Origin of the sequence: Streptococcus sp. K0074, from assembly GCF_048843365.1 — a bacterium.
GTDB classification, from domain to species: Bacteria; Bacillota; Bacilli; order Lactobacillales; family Streptococcaceae; genus Streptococcus; species Streptococcus mitis_BM.
On record NZ_CP184836.1, the window covers coordinates 1,395,805 to 1,410,837 of the forward strand.

The 15,033-nt window shown below is 40.0% G+C and carries 21 protein-coding genes and 1 tRNA gene; all 22 read right to left on the reverse strand.

What is annotated here, in order from left to right:
• Window positions 1-182: 182 nt before the first annotated feature.
• The 22 genes from ACN076_RS06700 to ACN076_RS06805 all read right to left on the reverse strand — a co-directional run bounded on the left by ACN076_RS06700 (window position 183) and on the right by ACN076_RS06805 (window position 14,986).
• A complete protein-coding gene (locus ACN076_RS06700) occupies window positions 183-587 on the reverse strand; it encodes a phage tail assembly chaperone (protein WP_420789653.1) in 405 nt (134 codons plus the stop codon).
• Between the two features lie 15 nt (window positions 588-602).
• Entirely contained in the window at window positions 603-1,067 is a 465-nt protein-coding gene (locus ACN076_RS06705) for a phage tail tube protein (RefSeq protein WP_173229699.1), read from the reverse strand.
• Window positions 1,068-1,080: 13 nt separating this feature from the next.
• A complete protein-coding gene (locus ACN076_RS06710; protein WP_420789654.1) occupies window positions 1,081-2,394 on the reverse strand; it encodes a phage tail sheath family protein in 1,314 nt (437 codons plus the stop codon).
• Window positions 2,394-2,564 carry a hypothetical protein gene (locus tag ACN076_RS06715; protein ID WP_023948067.1) on the reverse strand — a complete coding sequence of 57 codons (171 nt, stop codon included), beginning with the start codon at window positions 2,562-2,564 and terminating at the stop codon, window positions 2,394-2,396. Before ACN076_RS06715 ends, ACN076_RS06710 begins: the two co-directional genes overlap by 1 nt.
• On the reverse strand, window positions 2,557-2,973 hold the full coding sequence (locus tag ACN076_RS06720; protein ID WP_015973663.1) for a phage tail terminator family protein: 417 nt from the start codon (window positions 2,971-2,973) through the stop codon (window positions 2,557-2,559). The genes ACN076_RS06715 and ACN076_RS06720 overlap by 8 nt, the downstream gene beginning before the upstream one ends.
• Window positions 2,963-3,454 (reverse strand): HK97 gp10 family phage protein, encoded by a 492-nt coding sequence (locus tag ACN076_RS06725; RefSeq protein WP_420789655.1) that lies wholly within the window; start codon window positions 3,452-3,454, stop codon window positions 2,963-2,965. The genes ACN076_RS06720 and ACN076_RS06725 overlap by 11 nt, the downstream gene beginning before the upstream one ends.
• On the reverse strand, window positions 3,451-3,807 hold the full coding sequence (locus ACN076_RS06730) for a hypothetical protein (protein WP_061759930.1): 357 nt from the start codon (window positions 3,805-3,807) through the stop codon (window positions 3,451-3,453). The genes ACN076_RS06725 and ACN076_RS06730 overlap by 4 nt, the downstream gene beginning before the upstream one ends.
• Window positions 3,804-4,199, reverse strand: a complete 396-nt coding sequence (locus ACN076_RS06735) for a hypothetical protein (RefSeq protein WP_420789656.1) — start codon at window positions 4,197-4,199, stop codon at window positions 3,804-3,806. The genes ACN076_RS06730 and ACN076_RS06735 overlap by 4 nt, the downstream gene beginning before the upstream one ends.
• Window positions 4,200-4,214: 15 nt before the next feature.
• Window positions 4,215-5,207 (reverse strand): major capsid protein, encoded by a 993-nt coding sequence (locus ACN076_RS06740; protein ID WP_420789657.1) that lies wholly within the window; start codon window positions 5,205-5,207, stop codon window positions 4,215-4,217.
• Window positions 5,207-5,788: a phage scaffolding protein gene (locus ACN076_RS06745; protein WP_261070897.1), complete on the reverse strand. Its 582-nt coding sequence runs from the start codon at window positions 5,786-5,788 to the stop codon at window positions 5,207-5,209. The genes ACN076_RS06740 and ACN076_RS06745 overlap by 1 nt, the downstream gene beginning before the upstream one ends.
• A 310-nt stretch (window positions 5,789-6,098) precedes the next feature.
• Entirely contained in the window at window positions 6,099-6,362 is a 264-nt protein-coding gene (locus ACN076_RS06750; protein WP_420789658.1) for a hypothetical protein, read from the reverse strand.
• 55 nt (window positions 6,363-6,417) lie between these two features.
• Window positions 6,418-6,627 (reverse strand): CPCC family cysteine-rich protein, encoded by a 210-nt coding sequence (locus tag ACN076_RS06755; RefSeq protein WP_015973654.1) that lies wholly within the window; start codon window positions 6,625-6,627, stop codon window positions 6,418-6,420.
• Window positions 6,590-8,134: a minor capsid protein gene (locus tag ACN076_RS06760; protein WP_420789659.1), complete on the reverse strand. Its 1,545-nt coding sequence runs from the start codon at window positions 8,132-8,134 to the stop codon at window positions 6,590-6,592. The genes ACN076_RS06755 and ACN076_RS06760 overlap by 38 nt, the downstream gene beginning before the upstream one ends.
• The gene (locus ACN076_RS06765) at window positions 8,115-9,530 is read right to left on the reverse strand and encodes a phage portal protein (RefSeq protein ID WP_420789660.1); all 1,416 of its coding nucleotides are present in this window, start codon (window positions 9,528-9,530) and stop codon (window positions 8,115-8,117) included. The genes ACN076_RS06760 and ACN076_RS06765 overlap by 20 nt, the downstream gene beginning before the upstream one ends.
• Complete coding sequence (locus ACN076_RS06770; protein ID WP_261050820.1) at window positions 9,521-10,786, reverse strand: PBSX family phage terminase large subunit; 1,266 nt, start codon at window positions 10,784-10,786, stop codon at window positions 9,521-9,523. The genes ACN076_RS06765 and ACN076_RS06770 overlap by 10 nt, the downstream gene beginning before the upstream one ends.
• Before the next feature lie 2 nt (window positions 10,787-10,788).
• Entirely contained in the window at window positions 10,789-11,064 is a 276-nt protein-coding gene (locus ACN076_RS06775; RefSeq protein WP_420789661.1) for a hypothetical protein, read from the reverse strand.
• Between the two features lie 134 nt (window positions 11,065-11,198).
• Window positions 11,199-12,550, reverse strand: a protein-coding gene (locus ACN076_RS06780; RefSeq protein ID WP_134813905.1) for an IS3 family transposase whose coding sequence is annotated in 2 segments (ribosomal slippage) — window positions 11,199-12,109 and window positions 12,109-12,550 — 1,353 coding nt in all. Because the reading frame shifts where the segments join, the coding sequence is not laid out codon by codon here.
• Window positions 12,547-12,690 carry a hypothetical protein gene (locus tag ACN076_RS06785; RefSeq protein WP_420789662.1) on the reverse strand — a complete coding sequence of 48 codons (144 nt, stop codon included), beginning with the start codon at window positions 12,688-12,690 and terminating at the stop codon, window positions 12,547-12,549. Before ACN076_RS06785 ends, ACN076_RS06780 begins: the two co-directional genes overlap by 4 nt.
• Window positions 12,691-12,719: 29 nt before the next feature.
• Window positions 12,720-13,763, reverse strand: a complete 1,044-nt coding sequence (locus ACN076_RS06790) for a DNA modification methylase (RefSeq protein ID WP_420789663.1) — start codon at window positions 13,761-13,763, stop codon at window positions 12,720-12,722.
• 1 nt (window position 13,764) lies between these two features.
• A complete protein-coding gene (locus tag ACN076_RS06795; RefSeq protein WP_420789664.1) occupies window positions 13,765-13,986 on the reverse strand; it encodes a ParB N-terminal domain-containing protein in 222 nt (73 codons plus the stop codon).
• Between the two features lie 102 nt (window positions 13,987-14,088).
• Window positions 14,089-14,167 (reverse strand) — tRNA-OTHER (locus ACN076_RS06800).
• Between the two features lie 411 nt (window positions 14,168-14,578).
• A complete protein-coding gene (locus ACN076_RS06805) occupies window positions 14,579-14,986 on the reverse strand; it encodes a DUF1492 domain-containing protein (RefSeq protein WP_420789665.1) in 408 nt (135 codons plus the stop codon).
• Window positions 14,987-15,033 lie beyond the last annotated feature (47 nt).

Here is a 15,033-nt window from a genome sequence, read left to right on the forward strand (position 1 = left end):
CTTCCTTCCTCTGCTTTTTCTTTCCATCTCTTTGTGTTCCTTTTCTTCTTTCTCTACTCGGATATCGACAAAGGCAAAAATCAAGGCTTTTTCACGTTTAGATAAGCTATCCAAAAAGGACGGAGTCCAGTTGAATTGATGCAAACAGTAGTAAGCATAATTCAACTCTGCGTCCCCGTCCTCTAGTCGTTTTTTGCTTCTTCAACAAGATCATTGATATCTTCGTCAAAGCCGTTAAGCGACTGGATTTCTTGCATAAGTCGATTATATTCCCCAATCTTCAACATAGTTTTCAAGGTTGTAGCTTCATCTCCGACTGTATGATAAGACTCTTGTAGTTGAGCGTCTTTTAAGTCTGGGGTAACAACGCAGGCTACCATCAATGAATCAACGTATCTTTCATTGTTAAACTCAGGAATAGTCACACCTTGACGGTTTTTCTTCTTGATTGTTGCACGTTTCTTCAACGTATCGTTTAGGCTTTCGTCAATACTACGAATGACGAAAGGAGATTTGAAACGCTTAAGGTGTACTTCCTTTGTTTCTTCCTGCTGAACGTTTTCTAGTAAAAAGTCTGAAATTGCCATTTATCTGTCCTCTTTCTAACCTAATTTAGGCGCATTAAATTTTTCCAAGATATCCACATCTTCAAAAGTAAAGTTGACTTCTTCTTCCAAGAAATCTTCCTCAACCTTTAATTGACCCATCACAACTTCATCAAGGTTACATTCACGCAAGATAGTTGTTTGGCGACCGATTGAACTTGTCGCATCGTCATTGGTCACTTGGATATCAAAGAATGTATCACGACCATTCTTCATGTAGTCCAACATCATTTCCTTGAATGTTGAAGTGACACCGTAGATGGTCATCTTACCCTCTCCCTTGAAACCAGTCGCTTTGACCTGCGTACCACGTTTGTTAAGGGTGCGGACTTCTTCTTTGTTTTTCTTAACCGTCGCTTCAAGTTCCTTGATATAGAACATGAACTCATTTCTTCCGTCGATATGAATAAAAGCGGTACCTTCCTGACCGCTGATTACGTCACGACCTTTTAAAAAAGCCATACTATCTCCTTTCCTACTCTACTGTAACTGTCATGTACAGTTTTTCCATGCTGTCTACTGGTTTCACTTTAACGTTAACCACTACAGACTCTTTCAACTCACCACGTAGTACTTCGATGTCTTCCACTTTGAAGTCTTCAATAGCACCACGAGCTTCAAGGTCTTTGAAGTAGCGAATACGGTTCGCTTTGAACGCTTGACGTCCATCTTCGTTATTGCTTACTTTACCAAGGAAATACTCAGAGAAAGCATAACGAGTATCGTTCACGATATCATCCAAGGTGCGCAAGATACGGTTCTTACGGAAGTCTTGGTTCTTTTCAATCGTGAAGCTGACGTGTGAGTTGATATCTTGTTCAACTACTGCACGACCACGACGAGCAGTAAAGACGAATTGGCCCTTCAAAAGAGCATCTTCTGTTTCTGTATGGCTCAAACGACCCACAACATCAACAGAGTCTTCGTACTTCTCATAAGTCAATGATTTCTCAACGCCAGCATTTGCGCTTGCTGCTGCAACCCAGACAGTCGCTTTCGTCTTGTCAATAACTGTCTTATCAGACAAGATAACACCATTTTTAACGTTGATTACTGCTTCACTGTCTGCGTCAGAGTCCGCCACAACCAATTGAGCGCCTAGTCCTTCATCTTCACGCATACGTTTGATGAAGTTGATAGCTGCCTTCTTGATAGAAGCGTCTTCTACTGGCAAGGCCATATAGTTAAATTCAACTGTTTCAAGCGCCTTGAAGTATTCTGAGTAGTCTTGAGTTGAGACTGTACCGTCAGTACCGCCAGTCAATTTAGCACCAGCTACCGCTTGCAATTCGCCTGTACCTGAAAACTCAACTAGATCATTGTTTTTCAAGTCAGCCAAGACTTTTACAGTTTGTGAGTCCATAACAACAGTATCAAGGAATGTGACAACATCAAATGAACTTGGGTCGTCTACGTTTGTTTTGACCGTTACTGTGATGTCATTCCCACGGACACCGCTATATTTGGCTTGAGCCGTTACGTTGTCTGAAAGGCTTACGTTTGCCTTCTCGCCTGTATTTAGACGATAAAGCAAGACTTCACTAACACATTTGAATGCCTCGTTCAGCAACAAAAGCTGTGGGCTTTCTTGTTCATAGCCTAGTTTTTTAAATAGGTCCTCACCACGTCGGATTTTCATCAATTTCTTTGATTCACCGAAGCTAAGTGCTAATGGTACTGTTACGACACCATCACCACCAAGGCGAGTCATTGCGATGTCTTTTGATTTGACGTTGATGTAAGCACCTGGTCTTACTTTATTTTGGCGTTTCCAAATTCCACCTGCCATTAGTTAATCTTCCTTCCTAGTTCGTATTCTAGTTTTGCTCTTGCTTCTTCCAAACTATAAGACTCTTCTGGATCTAAAATAGCTCCCAAGATGTCTTTTTCTCCGTTGGTAAAAGCGCTACTTTCCAAAATGTCCGCAGTAGGGAACACAATTCCGTCTACATTATCCATCTTTTACCTCTTCTTTCACTTTCAATTCACGTTGTTTGATATCTTCCTCTTCTAACTTCAAGCGTGTGCTTGCGTTAAAAATGCAATGCAGAACATTGTCAACCACTTCATACTGACGGTCAAATAAATGAATCGTCGGTAAGTGCAAGAGTTTATAACTCAACTCTTCCTGCATTGCTAAACACTCGCTACGCTTTTTCTTTGGAGGAAAATAAGACAAATCCACTTTAGAACGTACTTTCACATATTTATTGGCCTCTGGAGTGTACTTAGTATCAACCACATGGATAAAAAAACAAGGCTCTTTAAAGCCTTGCTCTACTTCATCCAGATAAATCCTGATGTCAGGATATAACCCCTTGATGTGGCTAACTAACTCCTCGACTAACCGAAAGCCTTTATTTGCCATTTCCTAACACTACCTTTCTCATAAAGCCATCATACTTATCACGGACACGATTTTCCATATCGCTTTTAGTATCTTCAACCGTTTTATGAAGGAAAAATTGCCCTGGAACAAAGCCACCATTAACCGTCTTATGCCCGTACTCAACGTGTGGGCCATAGTAGACCTTGTTATAAACTTTCTGCTTATAAGTCCGCCCAGATACCTCAATACGGCTTTTAGACCAGCTTTTTTGCAAGGTTCCGCCTTGTTTACCATGAGCACTTGCCCAAAATTTGACGTGTTTGCCATCTTTGGTTGTGAACTCCACCCAATGATCCGTATAAACACCGACGGGTGTTCTCTCTTTCACTTTAGATTTCAATTCTGTACCTTCGTAATTCAAGGTTTGTCTCATAAATCGGTCTACTTTCGCATGATTCACATTCCTGTTGAAGTTATTAGCGAACTTAGCGAAACTACGATAATCAAAACTGCCACTCATGACTTGCCCTCTAGCTTTATAGCAATTTCTTGATGTGACCAATACTGACCAATAGGCACATTAGAACGTGTAAACACTTTAACGTGCCCATTTCTATCAGTCACCTCAATCTTGCAACCTGCAGGAATATCGTATACAACAGAGCAAAAGAGTTTCATATCATAGCCGTTAGCTTGATAGTCGCTCCCGTTCGTTGAACTATTGCTCATTTGTGAAATCCTGCAAGGAATGTCCTCTAATAGCACGCTTTCTGACATACTGGTCAAACCATCTATCTCTTGCTCTGTATAACCTTTAACCGTCATTTTACAGTCATACAAGCAATCAAAGACTGTCTTAGCATATTCGGTCATAGTAGCTTCCTAAAACGATTCAACTGACGCTTGTAGCGCTCAAGTGATGACGGCACTTGTTTCATTCGTTGAATCATTTCATAAGGACTAACCTTTTCGATTGTCGTATCACCCATTTTGATACTCTTAACCGAAAAGTCATCTGCAGCAGCTTTTTCAGCAAGCACACTTTGCTCCTTGACCTTGTCCAGTAAGTCGTTGGTCATGTCTATCCATACGTTCTCTAAACGTCCAGGCACATTGTCTTGGTGAATATAATTCAAAATCTCGTTTTCTGCTTGGGTCAAAGCGTAGTGGAGAACTTCCATGTCATTGAAATAATTATCCTGACGCATTTTCCGAACGCATGAGATCAAGTACATTGTGTTGTCTTGTTTCAATTCTTGAATCATATTCTGTTACCCAATCTATTTGCCAATTTTGTGTTTCAAAGCGATAATACCGATGTTCTTAGGCTCATAAACACGTTTCCAGTTCTTGAATTTAGCCAAGTCAGCGTTTGATGGAGTGATGTTTCCAGCATCCACTTCTGCGCCAGTCCATTTTACACCGTATGGGTGCATAACAAGGGCACGACGAGTGTAAATCATGTCGTTACCTTTAGCTGCTTCACGAGAAGTTTCAAACGTAGTCAATCCTGATGGATTTCCTGTGTTAAGACCGATTGAACCAGTACGGAAAAGATATGAAGTATAGATATCTCCTGTTGGTGCAATACCATCATCGATAATGACACGGTAACCAAGGTAAGTCGGAATGTTGATTGTCGCAGTTGTTGGCTGGATGTATTGAATCAAGTTGTCTTTTTGTAGTTTAGTGTAAACCGCAGAGTGCATAGCAATAGCAGTAACTTGATCAGCAGAATCTCCAAGCAATTGTTTAGCGTCAAGCACCATAGCTGCATCGATACCAGTAGATGCTTTGGATTGGTCTGATACGTGAGTTTCTTCAAGCGCACCTTTCTCTCCACCAGTTCCAGTAGCAAAGATACCATTCAAGGTAGCAATCAAGACTTTTTGGTCTTCACGCAACCAGTAAGCACCGATACGGTTCAAGATAGCACGGACTGGGTCAGAACCGGCTACAATACCAGTCAATTCGTTAGCAGCCCAACCACGTCCACGGTAAAGAACGCAGGCGATGTCTGCTCCAGCAGTGATTTTTCCAGTTTCTAGCGCTTTGTCGCCATTGCCTAGAACCTCAGAATCTCCAGTAAGGTCATTCCAAAACGGCATGTTGACCAAAAGACCACCAGATGTAATGTTTTCAGAGACACGCTCGTCTGATACTGCAATACCACTTTGAACGAAAGCAGATTTAGCAGCCGTGTACTGTTGCATGTATGCATTGTACCGTTGAGGTGTAATCGCGTCTAGAATTTTTGTAAGTTCATTAGCCATTAGTTATTTTCTCCTTGTTGTTCTAAAAATTGAGTTAGGTTGAAGTTAGGATTGCTCATAGCAGTGTCCCAATCCCCTAAATTAGCACCTTGCCCATCGCCTTGGTTTGGCGTATATTGGGCTTGTTTCTCCCCGTTAAAGAGATATGGACTCTTAGCACGCTGAGCTTCGATTTGCTCAGTCAAGCCAATCAATTTGCCATCTTTTACAGAGATTTCGTCTTTGTTTAAGATTTTCTCGAAAATTTCTGCGTCTCGAACGCCAGCTTTTGTTAATTCAGCATCGATTAAGCGAGATTTATTCTCATCTGCGAGTTTCGTCTCAAGTGCTTCTGTATCTTGTTTGTACTTAGCTTGTAAGTCTGCTAGCTTTTGCTGAATATCTTCAACATCTGCGCCTTTTTTCTTCAAATCATTCAAGTCTTGGTCACGTTGTGTCAGCTGTCCACGCACGCTCTCCAATTCGCTATCTTTACTTGCCACATCATCCTTTAACTTTTGGATATCCGCACCATGCAAAGCGAAGACTTGAGAAATTTGGTCTTCAGTTAAGCCGATGTTTGCCAGTTGTTCTTTTTTCATTTTGAAAATCCTTTCCTCTACGCTAGGCTTTTTAGGTGTTCTCCATCACCAGTCGCTCCGCTTTTGTTAGGACTACGGACTTGTCCAATAGTTGAACCTTTTAACGCCATGCTCAGGGCATAAGAAAACCGCCTCGATTTCGATGCGGTTAATTTATTTGTTTTTCAATTGTTTCAGTTTCTTTTTGCATTCAATTCCGACTTTTAGAGTTGAAATGACTTCAAATAATTTAATTATTACGAACGAAATTAATGCAAAAAATATAATCCAACCAAATAAAATTGATACCCAATCCCATATAAACATGTCTTTACTCCTCTACTTTTTCGTATGTTTCTTTAAAAATGTCAGGTTTGCATGGATAAAACTCGCCCTGAACTCCTTTAATAATGTAATCCCCTTCAGTCGCAATCATCATCCCTTCAAGCGTTTCGATTTTTAAAAGAGGATTGCTTGAATCAGCGTAGTCAATCCGTACTGGGTCTAGTCCAAAATCGCATAGCTCATCTATAGCTTCTTCTGTATCTAAAAACTGCACGGCCTCAATCACTACTGGTTTTTTACGGTATTTCATTTCTTGCTCCTTTCTAAGCATAAGAAAAAGCACTTAGATTTCTCTAGGTGCTTATTTATCTAATTGGTAAGCCTTTTGCGTAAGCTTCTTTAGCCTCCGCAAGTGTCATTTCATTAGGACCGCCATCTATATTAGTTTCTCCTGTATTTTGCCACTGACAGACGTCACAGATGTCATACACTGCTGTAACAGTTCCACATACTGGACAATGTACATATTCGCGACCATCAATGATCATTAAATTCTCTTTCCCAGTCTTGCTCATAATAATCAACTCCTTTTTTCGGTTTCAATATTGTTGTAATACGTTTACTACGATTATCGCCTAAAACATATATATTATTTTCTAAATCATATCGCACTCTACGCATTTCTGTATCGTAACCGAGTATATTCTCGTTTATCGTCTTAGACAACAAATTCTGTCCGATATGAAGATAATCCTCTTTTGTGATATCTCCGAACTCGACTCTATGTTTTTTATAATGACCATCAAAAGATTTCTCAGTAGGAAACTTGGACTTTGTCCATCTGATGCGGTCTTTTAGTTCCTTGTATCCCTCAACATCATTATACTTCAAATCATAGAAGCCTGCAAATGTTTTGGGCATATTTTGAGAACCTAAAACCTGTCTATAAGCTATGAACTGCTCCTTGGTTCTGCGTACTCTGTCCTTTTCCAATCGTTCAGCTTGTAGCTTGTCTTTGATAGCAGTCTGACCATACTTATCAAGCTGCTGCTTTCGCCAATCCTTGAAGGTCTGACCACTTTCAACCTCATAGCCTTTTCCTGTTTCAATATCTCTTGCATAGCGTTTCCCACCTTTTTCTAAGGCAGGAACCGTCGTACATCGACAATGAGGGTGCATAGTAGGATAATTCACACCCTTTTCTGAATCCTTAACAAGAAATACCTTACCGTCTAACTCGCCACAAATAGGGCATGTGTGAACCTCTAAGGTCGCCAGATATCTGTACTTCTTGATATTATCGTCCTGATATTCATCCAGCGTTGCCTGAGCCTGAATACCGTTCGTTTCCGTCTGCAAAACAGTCACTGCACGATTACGAGCACGTTCAAACTCAATTGCTAGAAGTTTACTGGACTGGTCTATCGGATAGCCTCGGTTTAAATCGTTGGTTACAAGCGACTCTACTCTACTAACCAGTTCGTCCATATTGCTACCCCAAACACGCTCAGAGAACCGCTTGCCTTTGAAGTTTTCGTTGATTGCCTTTTGAAGATACTCTTCTTCTAGACGCTCAGGCTTGAAATTCGGTTCTCTTTTGGTCTGCTTATGGTAGTTGTAAGCACGATTTAAGTAAGTTTCTTGGTAGGTTTGTTTGAGATGTGTTTCTATTCGCTTGTTGATTTTGCCAGTCATTTCAGCGATATCCATCTCAACGCCAGCAAACAAGGCATCTGCATTTGTTTTGACCTTTATTGACCTTGACCACTCTGTTAAATCAGGATGTTTCTTAACAAAGCTAGCAATCTCTTGCTTAGTTTTTAATTGGTCAGCCTTAGTCAGGGATAACAGATAAAATGGTAATGAGTCGCTACGATTTTTAGATACCCTCTCAAACGCCTCTAAACGCCCTGTAATGCGTTTTAGTGTTCTGCGGTATAAATTATCGATGTAGTCTATTATCTCGCTGAGGTCGTCAATCTGAGCCAGCTCATATAGCAATCTGTCTTTCTCTTCTCGGTTGAGGTCATCGAGAGATTCGATGAAAGCAATCTTCTCTTCTTTATTCAGTTTCCGACTCATGCTCTACCTCTTCCATGTCGTAGAGTTTTTCAGATTGTTCCTCTTGGTCAGCTTTCTGCAAGCGTAGTTCATCCTGCCAATCTTCTACAATTGGATTCGATTTAGCTACGTTTTCTCTTGATGTGATAGTTGCAAGAGTAGAAACTACTTGAGCCATTTCTGTATCGTTATTGATTGAGTTCCGTGTCCATGTTTGCTTGATTTTGAGCTTGTCAGACAGTCCTAGATGTCTCAAAATCATCTTAACAAGTGTGGCATATCCACTTCTGAACTGAGTTTCCATATTCCCGGCTTTTAACTCTAAAAGAGAGTAAAGGAACTTCAAAGCAACGCCTGAACTGTTCCCTAGTTTATCTGTTTCAGGGTTAACCCCTTGGCCACTAATAAAGATTTGTTTCTTAGTCCGCTCTAAAATCAGATTTCTGGCTTCAGTTGGAATATCAATAGCAATGGTTGTAACTCCTGATTGGTCTCCCATGCCGTCGTTGTCCATCTTAATCATCTTATAGCGTTTCAAATCTTCAAGAAACTCTTGCTTGTCCTGTCCACCGTAGTTTGTAAGAACAAAGATAACCTCTTGAACATCGTCTGTATCATTGACAAATCCACTAAAGACCTTGTCGTAAACATCAACTAGGTCTTTGATTGGCTTCAAGTCATTGGTCTCGATTTCATTGTTTTTAAACGGAATAAAAGGAACAAGGCCAAAATCATGCTCGAAACTATTGTCACTAGATCGGTCTCCATTCATAGTATCAATCAAAGAGATTGCTTGGAATGGCTCTAATTCTTCCAGTGGCTTTTCTTTTTCATGACGATAGAAAGAACACTCTTTATCGTTCCAATATTCGTAAACAGTATAATTCTTACCGTCTGTTTCATCTATGCTAGAGTAAACTCGCAGTACCCCAATCAACTTCTTATCCAAAGACTTTGAATAGATTGGTATCACTTCTTTTGAGTCCACGCAAGCATATCTAAATGAGTTATCACTAGCATCTTTCCAAACGTGAAGCCAAGCAATACCAGCATTTCCTGCATTCACACAAAGCTGCTTGCTGATACGTTCATAATCGTCTCCTAAGACGTCTACAATCTTATCATTAACACTTTTATCATCTACGTCGAATGTAGGCGGATAGGTCAACGCATAAGCCTTTTTCTGGTCAAGCAATAACTGGTGCCAGTTGTGACTAATACGGTTATCAGCATTACGAAAGGCGTTATCTTCTGCTTTCGCTTCGTTCTCAGCGCCTTTTTTATCTGCAGGCTTACGCTTTCGTTTAATATCATTCTCGTTACGATAGTATTTCTCAGCTTCAGCTGCTTGTGAGACAAACTTTCCGTGTTTAACCATCTGCGACGAGATTATCTTTTTGATTACTTCTATTTCCAAACAGTCATACCTCCTGACTTGAATAATACTGTGTAGCAGAAATAACGCAGGGCATCCATAGCGTGGTCAAATTGCTTGATAGGTTTGTCCTCGCCATTTGCTGAGGCTTTCTCGTCCCAGACATAAGCGTGAAACTCTTTCAGCGTATTCACACAACTCTCATGCACTGCTATTTTTTCTTGACCGAGCATAGAGCCGACAAAACGAATGCCTTCAAGGACATTATTTCTAGCTTTTTTGATTCTATATCCTCGCTTCTTCAATTCAGCAATGAATGAAGCAGCAGACGGGTCAATAATAATACGTTCGATGTTTGTATCTCCCAGCCAAGCAGTTAGATCATCAGCGTACTCAGCATTGGTTTTCTGTACGTTCTCGTCACGACCTGAGTAATAGTATTCCCTTGTCAAGTAATACTTGCCATTGATATCTTTTTCCCACAAAAGAAAAACGGTCGCATTCTGCGTACCGTAATCGACCGAAACATATTTGCCCAGCTTGCTCATTTCTGGCAAGGTTGATACAACATGCTTATCCTTGCTGAACATATCGTAGACAATGCCTTCTGCCACCGTCCAAAGACCTTGAATGTAGCGCTGATAGAAAACACCTTGATATTGACTTCTATAACGCTTCTTGATGTTCTCTGAAAGAGAAAGGTTATCGTCCATGTCAAAATGCAGATAAAGCATGTTCTTTGTTTCCGCTTTGTCTATCCAGTTGACTTTAAACCAATGATAAGGCCCGTCTGGGTTGCAGTTGAACCACCACTTGGAACCTGTAACAGAGCACCGCCCTGTACCTTGATTAACAAACGACTCAGGCATAAGCGCTACTTCATCGAAGAAAATACCTGCCAGCGTCAAACCTTGTATAAGATCCTGTGAACTCTCGTCCTTACCACCAAAAATATAGAAATCATTCGACACATCGCCTTTTGAGATTTCTATCAGGTTATCCGTCCGATGATAGACGTAGCTAAAACCTCTTGACTGTATCATAACCAATAATAACTTCAGGACGTTACGATTGAAAGAGCCGATTGTCTTACCACACATCGCAAAGTTTTGATGGTTGAATGATGTCATCGCCCAAATAACAAACGCTAAGCTCATAGAAACAGTCTTACCAGAACGGATAGCACCATCAGCGATAATGCCTTCTGACTCATGAACTGGAGAGTTCCAAAGCCACCAAGTTAGCACTTTCTTCTGCTTTTTGCTAAAGGGTTGAAATTTGAAGGTATTGGTTTGCATTCTTAATCTAGCCAAGTTTCTTCAACCACCCCTTCTAGAGATTTAATAAAGTCATCGTCTTTAACGTCAACCTCTGATGTTCCTATTTGTTTTCTGCGTTTCTCATTTTCTAGCTTGAGCGCTTCAATACGTTCTCTTTGCTCTTTCTTATCAAGAGAATCTTTTGCATCTGTCGTAGTCAGCTTGCTGATTTGTTCAAACGCTCTAACGTTACCTTTCATGGCTTTCTGCATCATAACCATTGCTAAAGCCATTTCATTAGTCGTATCAAAACCCATATCTTCAAGTTGCTTCTTAACGCTTGGACTTGCTACATCTGCTTGCAGGATTGTCTCAAAAGCCTTTTTAAGGTTCGCTTTTTTTCTTCTAGCTTTACCAGAAGTGTACTGACCCCCAAAAGTTGGACAAATAATTATTGAAAGGATTTAGTTCTGTATTGCACAGGGCTAAGTCCTTTTAGTTTGACTTTAATTCGTTTGTTGTTGTAGTAATCAATGTAGTCCACAATAGCTTGTTCAAGGTCTTCTAAAGACCTAAAGTGCTTCTCATAACCATAAAACATTTCAGATTTCAAAATGCCAAAGAAGGACTCCATCATGCCATTGTCTGGGCTGTTGCCCTTGCGTGACATGGATGCTTGAATTCCCTTACTCTCTAGGAACCGATGATAAAAATCGTGTTGGTATTGCCAGCCTTGATCGCTATGGAGAATCGTATGCTCGTAGTGTTTCTCTGTAAAGGCCTGGTTTAACATAGCTTTCACTTGTTCTAAGTTTGGTGAAGTTGAAAGATTATAGGCGATAATTTCGCTATTAAATCCATCTAAAACTGGCGATAAATAGAGTTTCTGTGTGCTATTTGGAATGGCAAACTCTGTCACATCCGTATAGCACTTTTCCATTGGCCTTGATGCTTCAAACTGACGTTGAATGAGATTCTCTGCTTTCTTACCAATCTCTCCTTGGTAGGAAGAATACTTTCGTTTCCGGCGAATTCGAGCTGTTAAACCAAGGACTTTCATCAGACGTTGGACCTTCTTATGGTTTACTATATGACCACGATTCCTCAATTCAAGAGTAACTCTACGATAGCCATAATTTCCTTTATGGTCATTATAAATGGCCTGAATTTCGGTTTTAAGCTCTTTATCTTTATCAAGCCCATCCAGTTGTTTCAACTGATAATAGTAAGTTGAGCGAGCTAAACGTGCTGTTTCAAGAAGTAAATCTAGTCGAAATCCTCCTGAAGCCATTTCTCTAATTGTCTCTGCCTTTCTCGCTCTAAGGCTTCGTCCCTGTCTTCCAGCTCTTTTAACTTTTTTAGGTAGGCCACCTCAGTCCGTAAGCGTTCATTCTCCTCTTGGAGTCGCTCTAGTTCTGTCATTTCTTCCCAGGTTTTCTTCCGTTTACGTCCCATTTTAGTTGGTCTCCCTCTTGTTTTCTCAACAATAGTATACCCGTTTTTCTTATATTGTGCTAGCCAATTTGGAAGCATACCACGATTTGGGAGAGCATATTTGAGAGAAACTCTATCTTGAGACCAGTTTTCATGTAAGACTTTATTAATCATTTCTTGTTTTAAATGAGGAGAATAGTAACGATTTTTCCCTTTTTTGACGAACTCTATTCCGTAACGATCAATCAATTTAATCATGTACCTAAGATTAGAATTGTTTATCTCAAATTTATTTGAAAGCTTCTCTAAGCTATATCCTTGTTTTCTAAGTTCATAGATCTGAACTTTATCTTCATAACTCAATTTCATAATAAAACACCCCAAAAGTTAGATTTTTTCTGTCTAACTTTTGGGGTGCAGTTCAAAGCCACTCCTGCTTTTTTTGCATTTTCTCGGCGTTCGCTCGGAGTTCGTTCTGAATTTTTTATCAAATTTTGCTCATTAGCCATCGCCTCACTTCCTTATCAAAAAAATAAATTTAACTTACTTTTTCAGCGGTTAGTCCTGTCTCTTCTTCCCAACGTTTAATGGTCCGCTCTACATACACAGGATCTAATTCCATTGCATAACCAATTCTTTCAGAGCGTTCACAGACCATTAATGTAGAACCTCCACCATTAAAGCTATCTAGTATCTTGTCACCTTTTTTACTGGAATTCAAAACACATCTAGCAATCAACTTCAAAGGCTTCATCGTCGGATGGATATCGTTTCTAACAGGTTTATCCTCGTAAAAGACAGTCGTCGGAGATGTATCCTGCATGGTCTTGATGTAAGAAATCAATTCGCTTTTTGTCATTTCTTTTAGATTTTCTTCATCTTCTTCAATGACAGTAGCTAGTGAGCGATTGTCCACAAAATAGTGACTCGCTCCGTCTTTCCAACCGTATAGGCAAGGCTCATGCTTCCATTGATAGTCCTGACGACCTAACACAATAGCATTCTTGACCCAGATAATAGACTGTTTCAGTAACCAACCTGTCTCTTTTACTGCAGCTCTAAAATTTAAACCTTCTGAATCTGCATGCCAGATATAGAACGCCCCTCCTGGTTTCAAGTGGTTGTTTGCAACCGCAAACGCATCTCTTAGAAACTGTCTAAAACTAACATCATCCATGCTATCGTTCATGATTGTCATTGCTTCATCAGTTCCTCCTTGATAGGCCACGTTGTATGGCGGGTCTGTAACATATAAATCTATCACCGCACCATCAATTAACCGTGCCATATCTTCAGCAGATGTGCTATCACCACACATCAAACGGTGTCGTCCTAGCTGAAAAATATCTCCATATTCTACTTTCGGCTTCTCTTCGGAATCGATATCGGCTTCTTCTCCCGTCTCTTTTTCATCTTCTTCAAAATCATCTAAAGAAAAGTCAATATCTTCGAACCCAAACATCGTCATATCAAAACCAGTAAGTTCATCTAATTCGCTATAAAGTAGTTCAACATCCCAATCAGCAAGCTCCCCTGTCTTATTATCAGCAAGTCTAAATGCCTTAATCTGTTCCTCTGTCAAATCATCTGCAATAAGAACTGGTACAGTTTTTTAACTTTAAAAACTTAGCTGCCTTAAACCTTGTGTGTCCGTTTACGATTTCTCCATCTATCGTTGCGACAATCGGAACCTTAAAACCAAATTCCTTTATAGAATTAGCTACTGCTTCAACTGCTTGTTCATTGTTCCTAGGGTTATTTTCGTAAGGTCTTAGCCATTCAATCGGCTTATCAACAATCTTCACTGTTTCCCTCCTCAAGAAACCAAAAAACACACATCCAAAAGATATGCGTTTCTCGGGTTATATAGTCTTTGACTTTGTTTTTTACAGCCAATTCTGTAAAAATTGGAACGGCAGGATTCGAACCTGCCTACGTTTCAGACCCTTTATAGTCATATCGCTCCACCAACTGAGCTACGTTCCAACTGCAAGACGACTACTACCTTGCGTGTTAATTAGTAATCATTTTGAAAGTTTTCCTTTTTTTATTTTTTGTAGTCTTTAACGGCGATGCCCGGAATCGAACCGAAAAGTTTGAAAATACATTGGAGAGAAAATCACTTTACGCCTGTCATCGCCAAAACGAGGCCGAAACCTCGGAAATAAAATGAAAAATATAAAGGAGACGTCAATGAACGAAATAGAGGGAGGGACTCGAACCCTCAACGCCTTTACGACACCCTGATTTCAGGTAACCATCTACCAAATTCTGAGACCTCTCTTTTCAATTCTTGACACTACCATTCTAACAGATTATCATTACAGTGCACATCAAGATTATTTTGATTAACATATATTCTCAAGATATTCTCAAGATAACTCAAGAAATTCCAAATTATTCCAAAATTACCTCCAGCTCTTCAATAGCAACCTTACGCATGCTGTAATACGAGCTCTTGCTGATTGATAACTTATCACAAATATCCTCAATATACGTTTTAGTAATATATGTCATTCTCAAAATTGTCCGATGCTTCGGATTTGTTAACTTATTGATCATTCGACCTAATTCAAGTTTTCTGTTAATAACCTCTTTAGTATCCTGCTCTATAGCCTCTTTCATCACTACCAGCTGAGTATAGACATCATCAACTTTTCTAGTCTGTCCACCTTGGACTTTGACACCTGACCACTTAGGACTTGAGAGCAAACCTGCCTCGAGCTCATTGATTTCATCTATACGGCTTTGGATGTCCATGTCAAGGTCTTGTAATTCTTTCAATAGCTCTTTAGCCTTGTTCACTCTCTATCTCCTTTGTGATATAATAATATTATTGAGATTATAGCTGA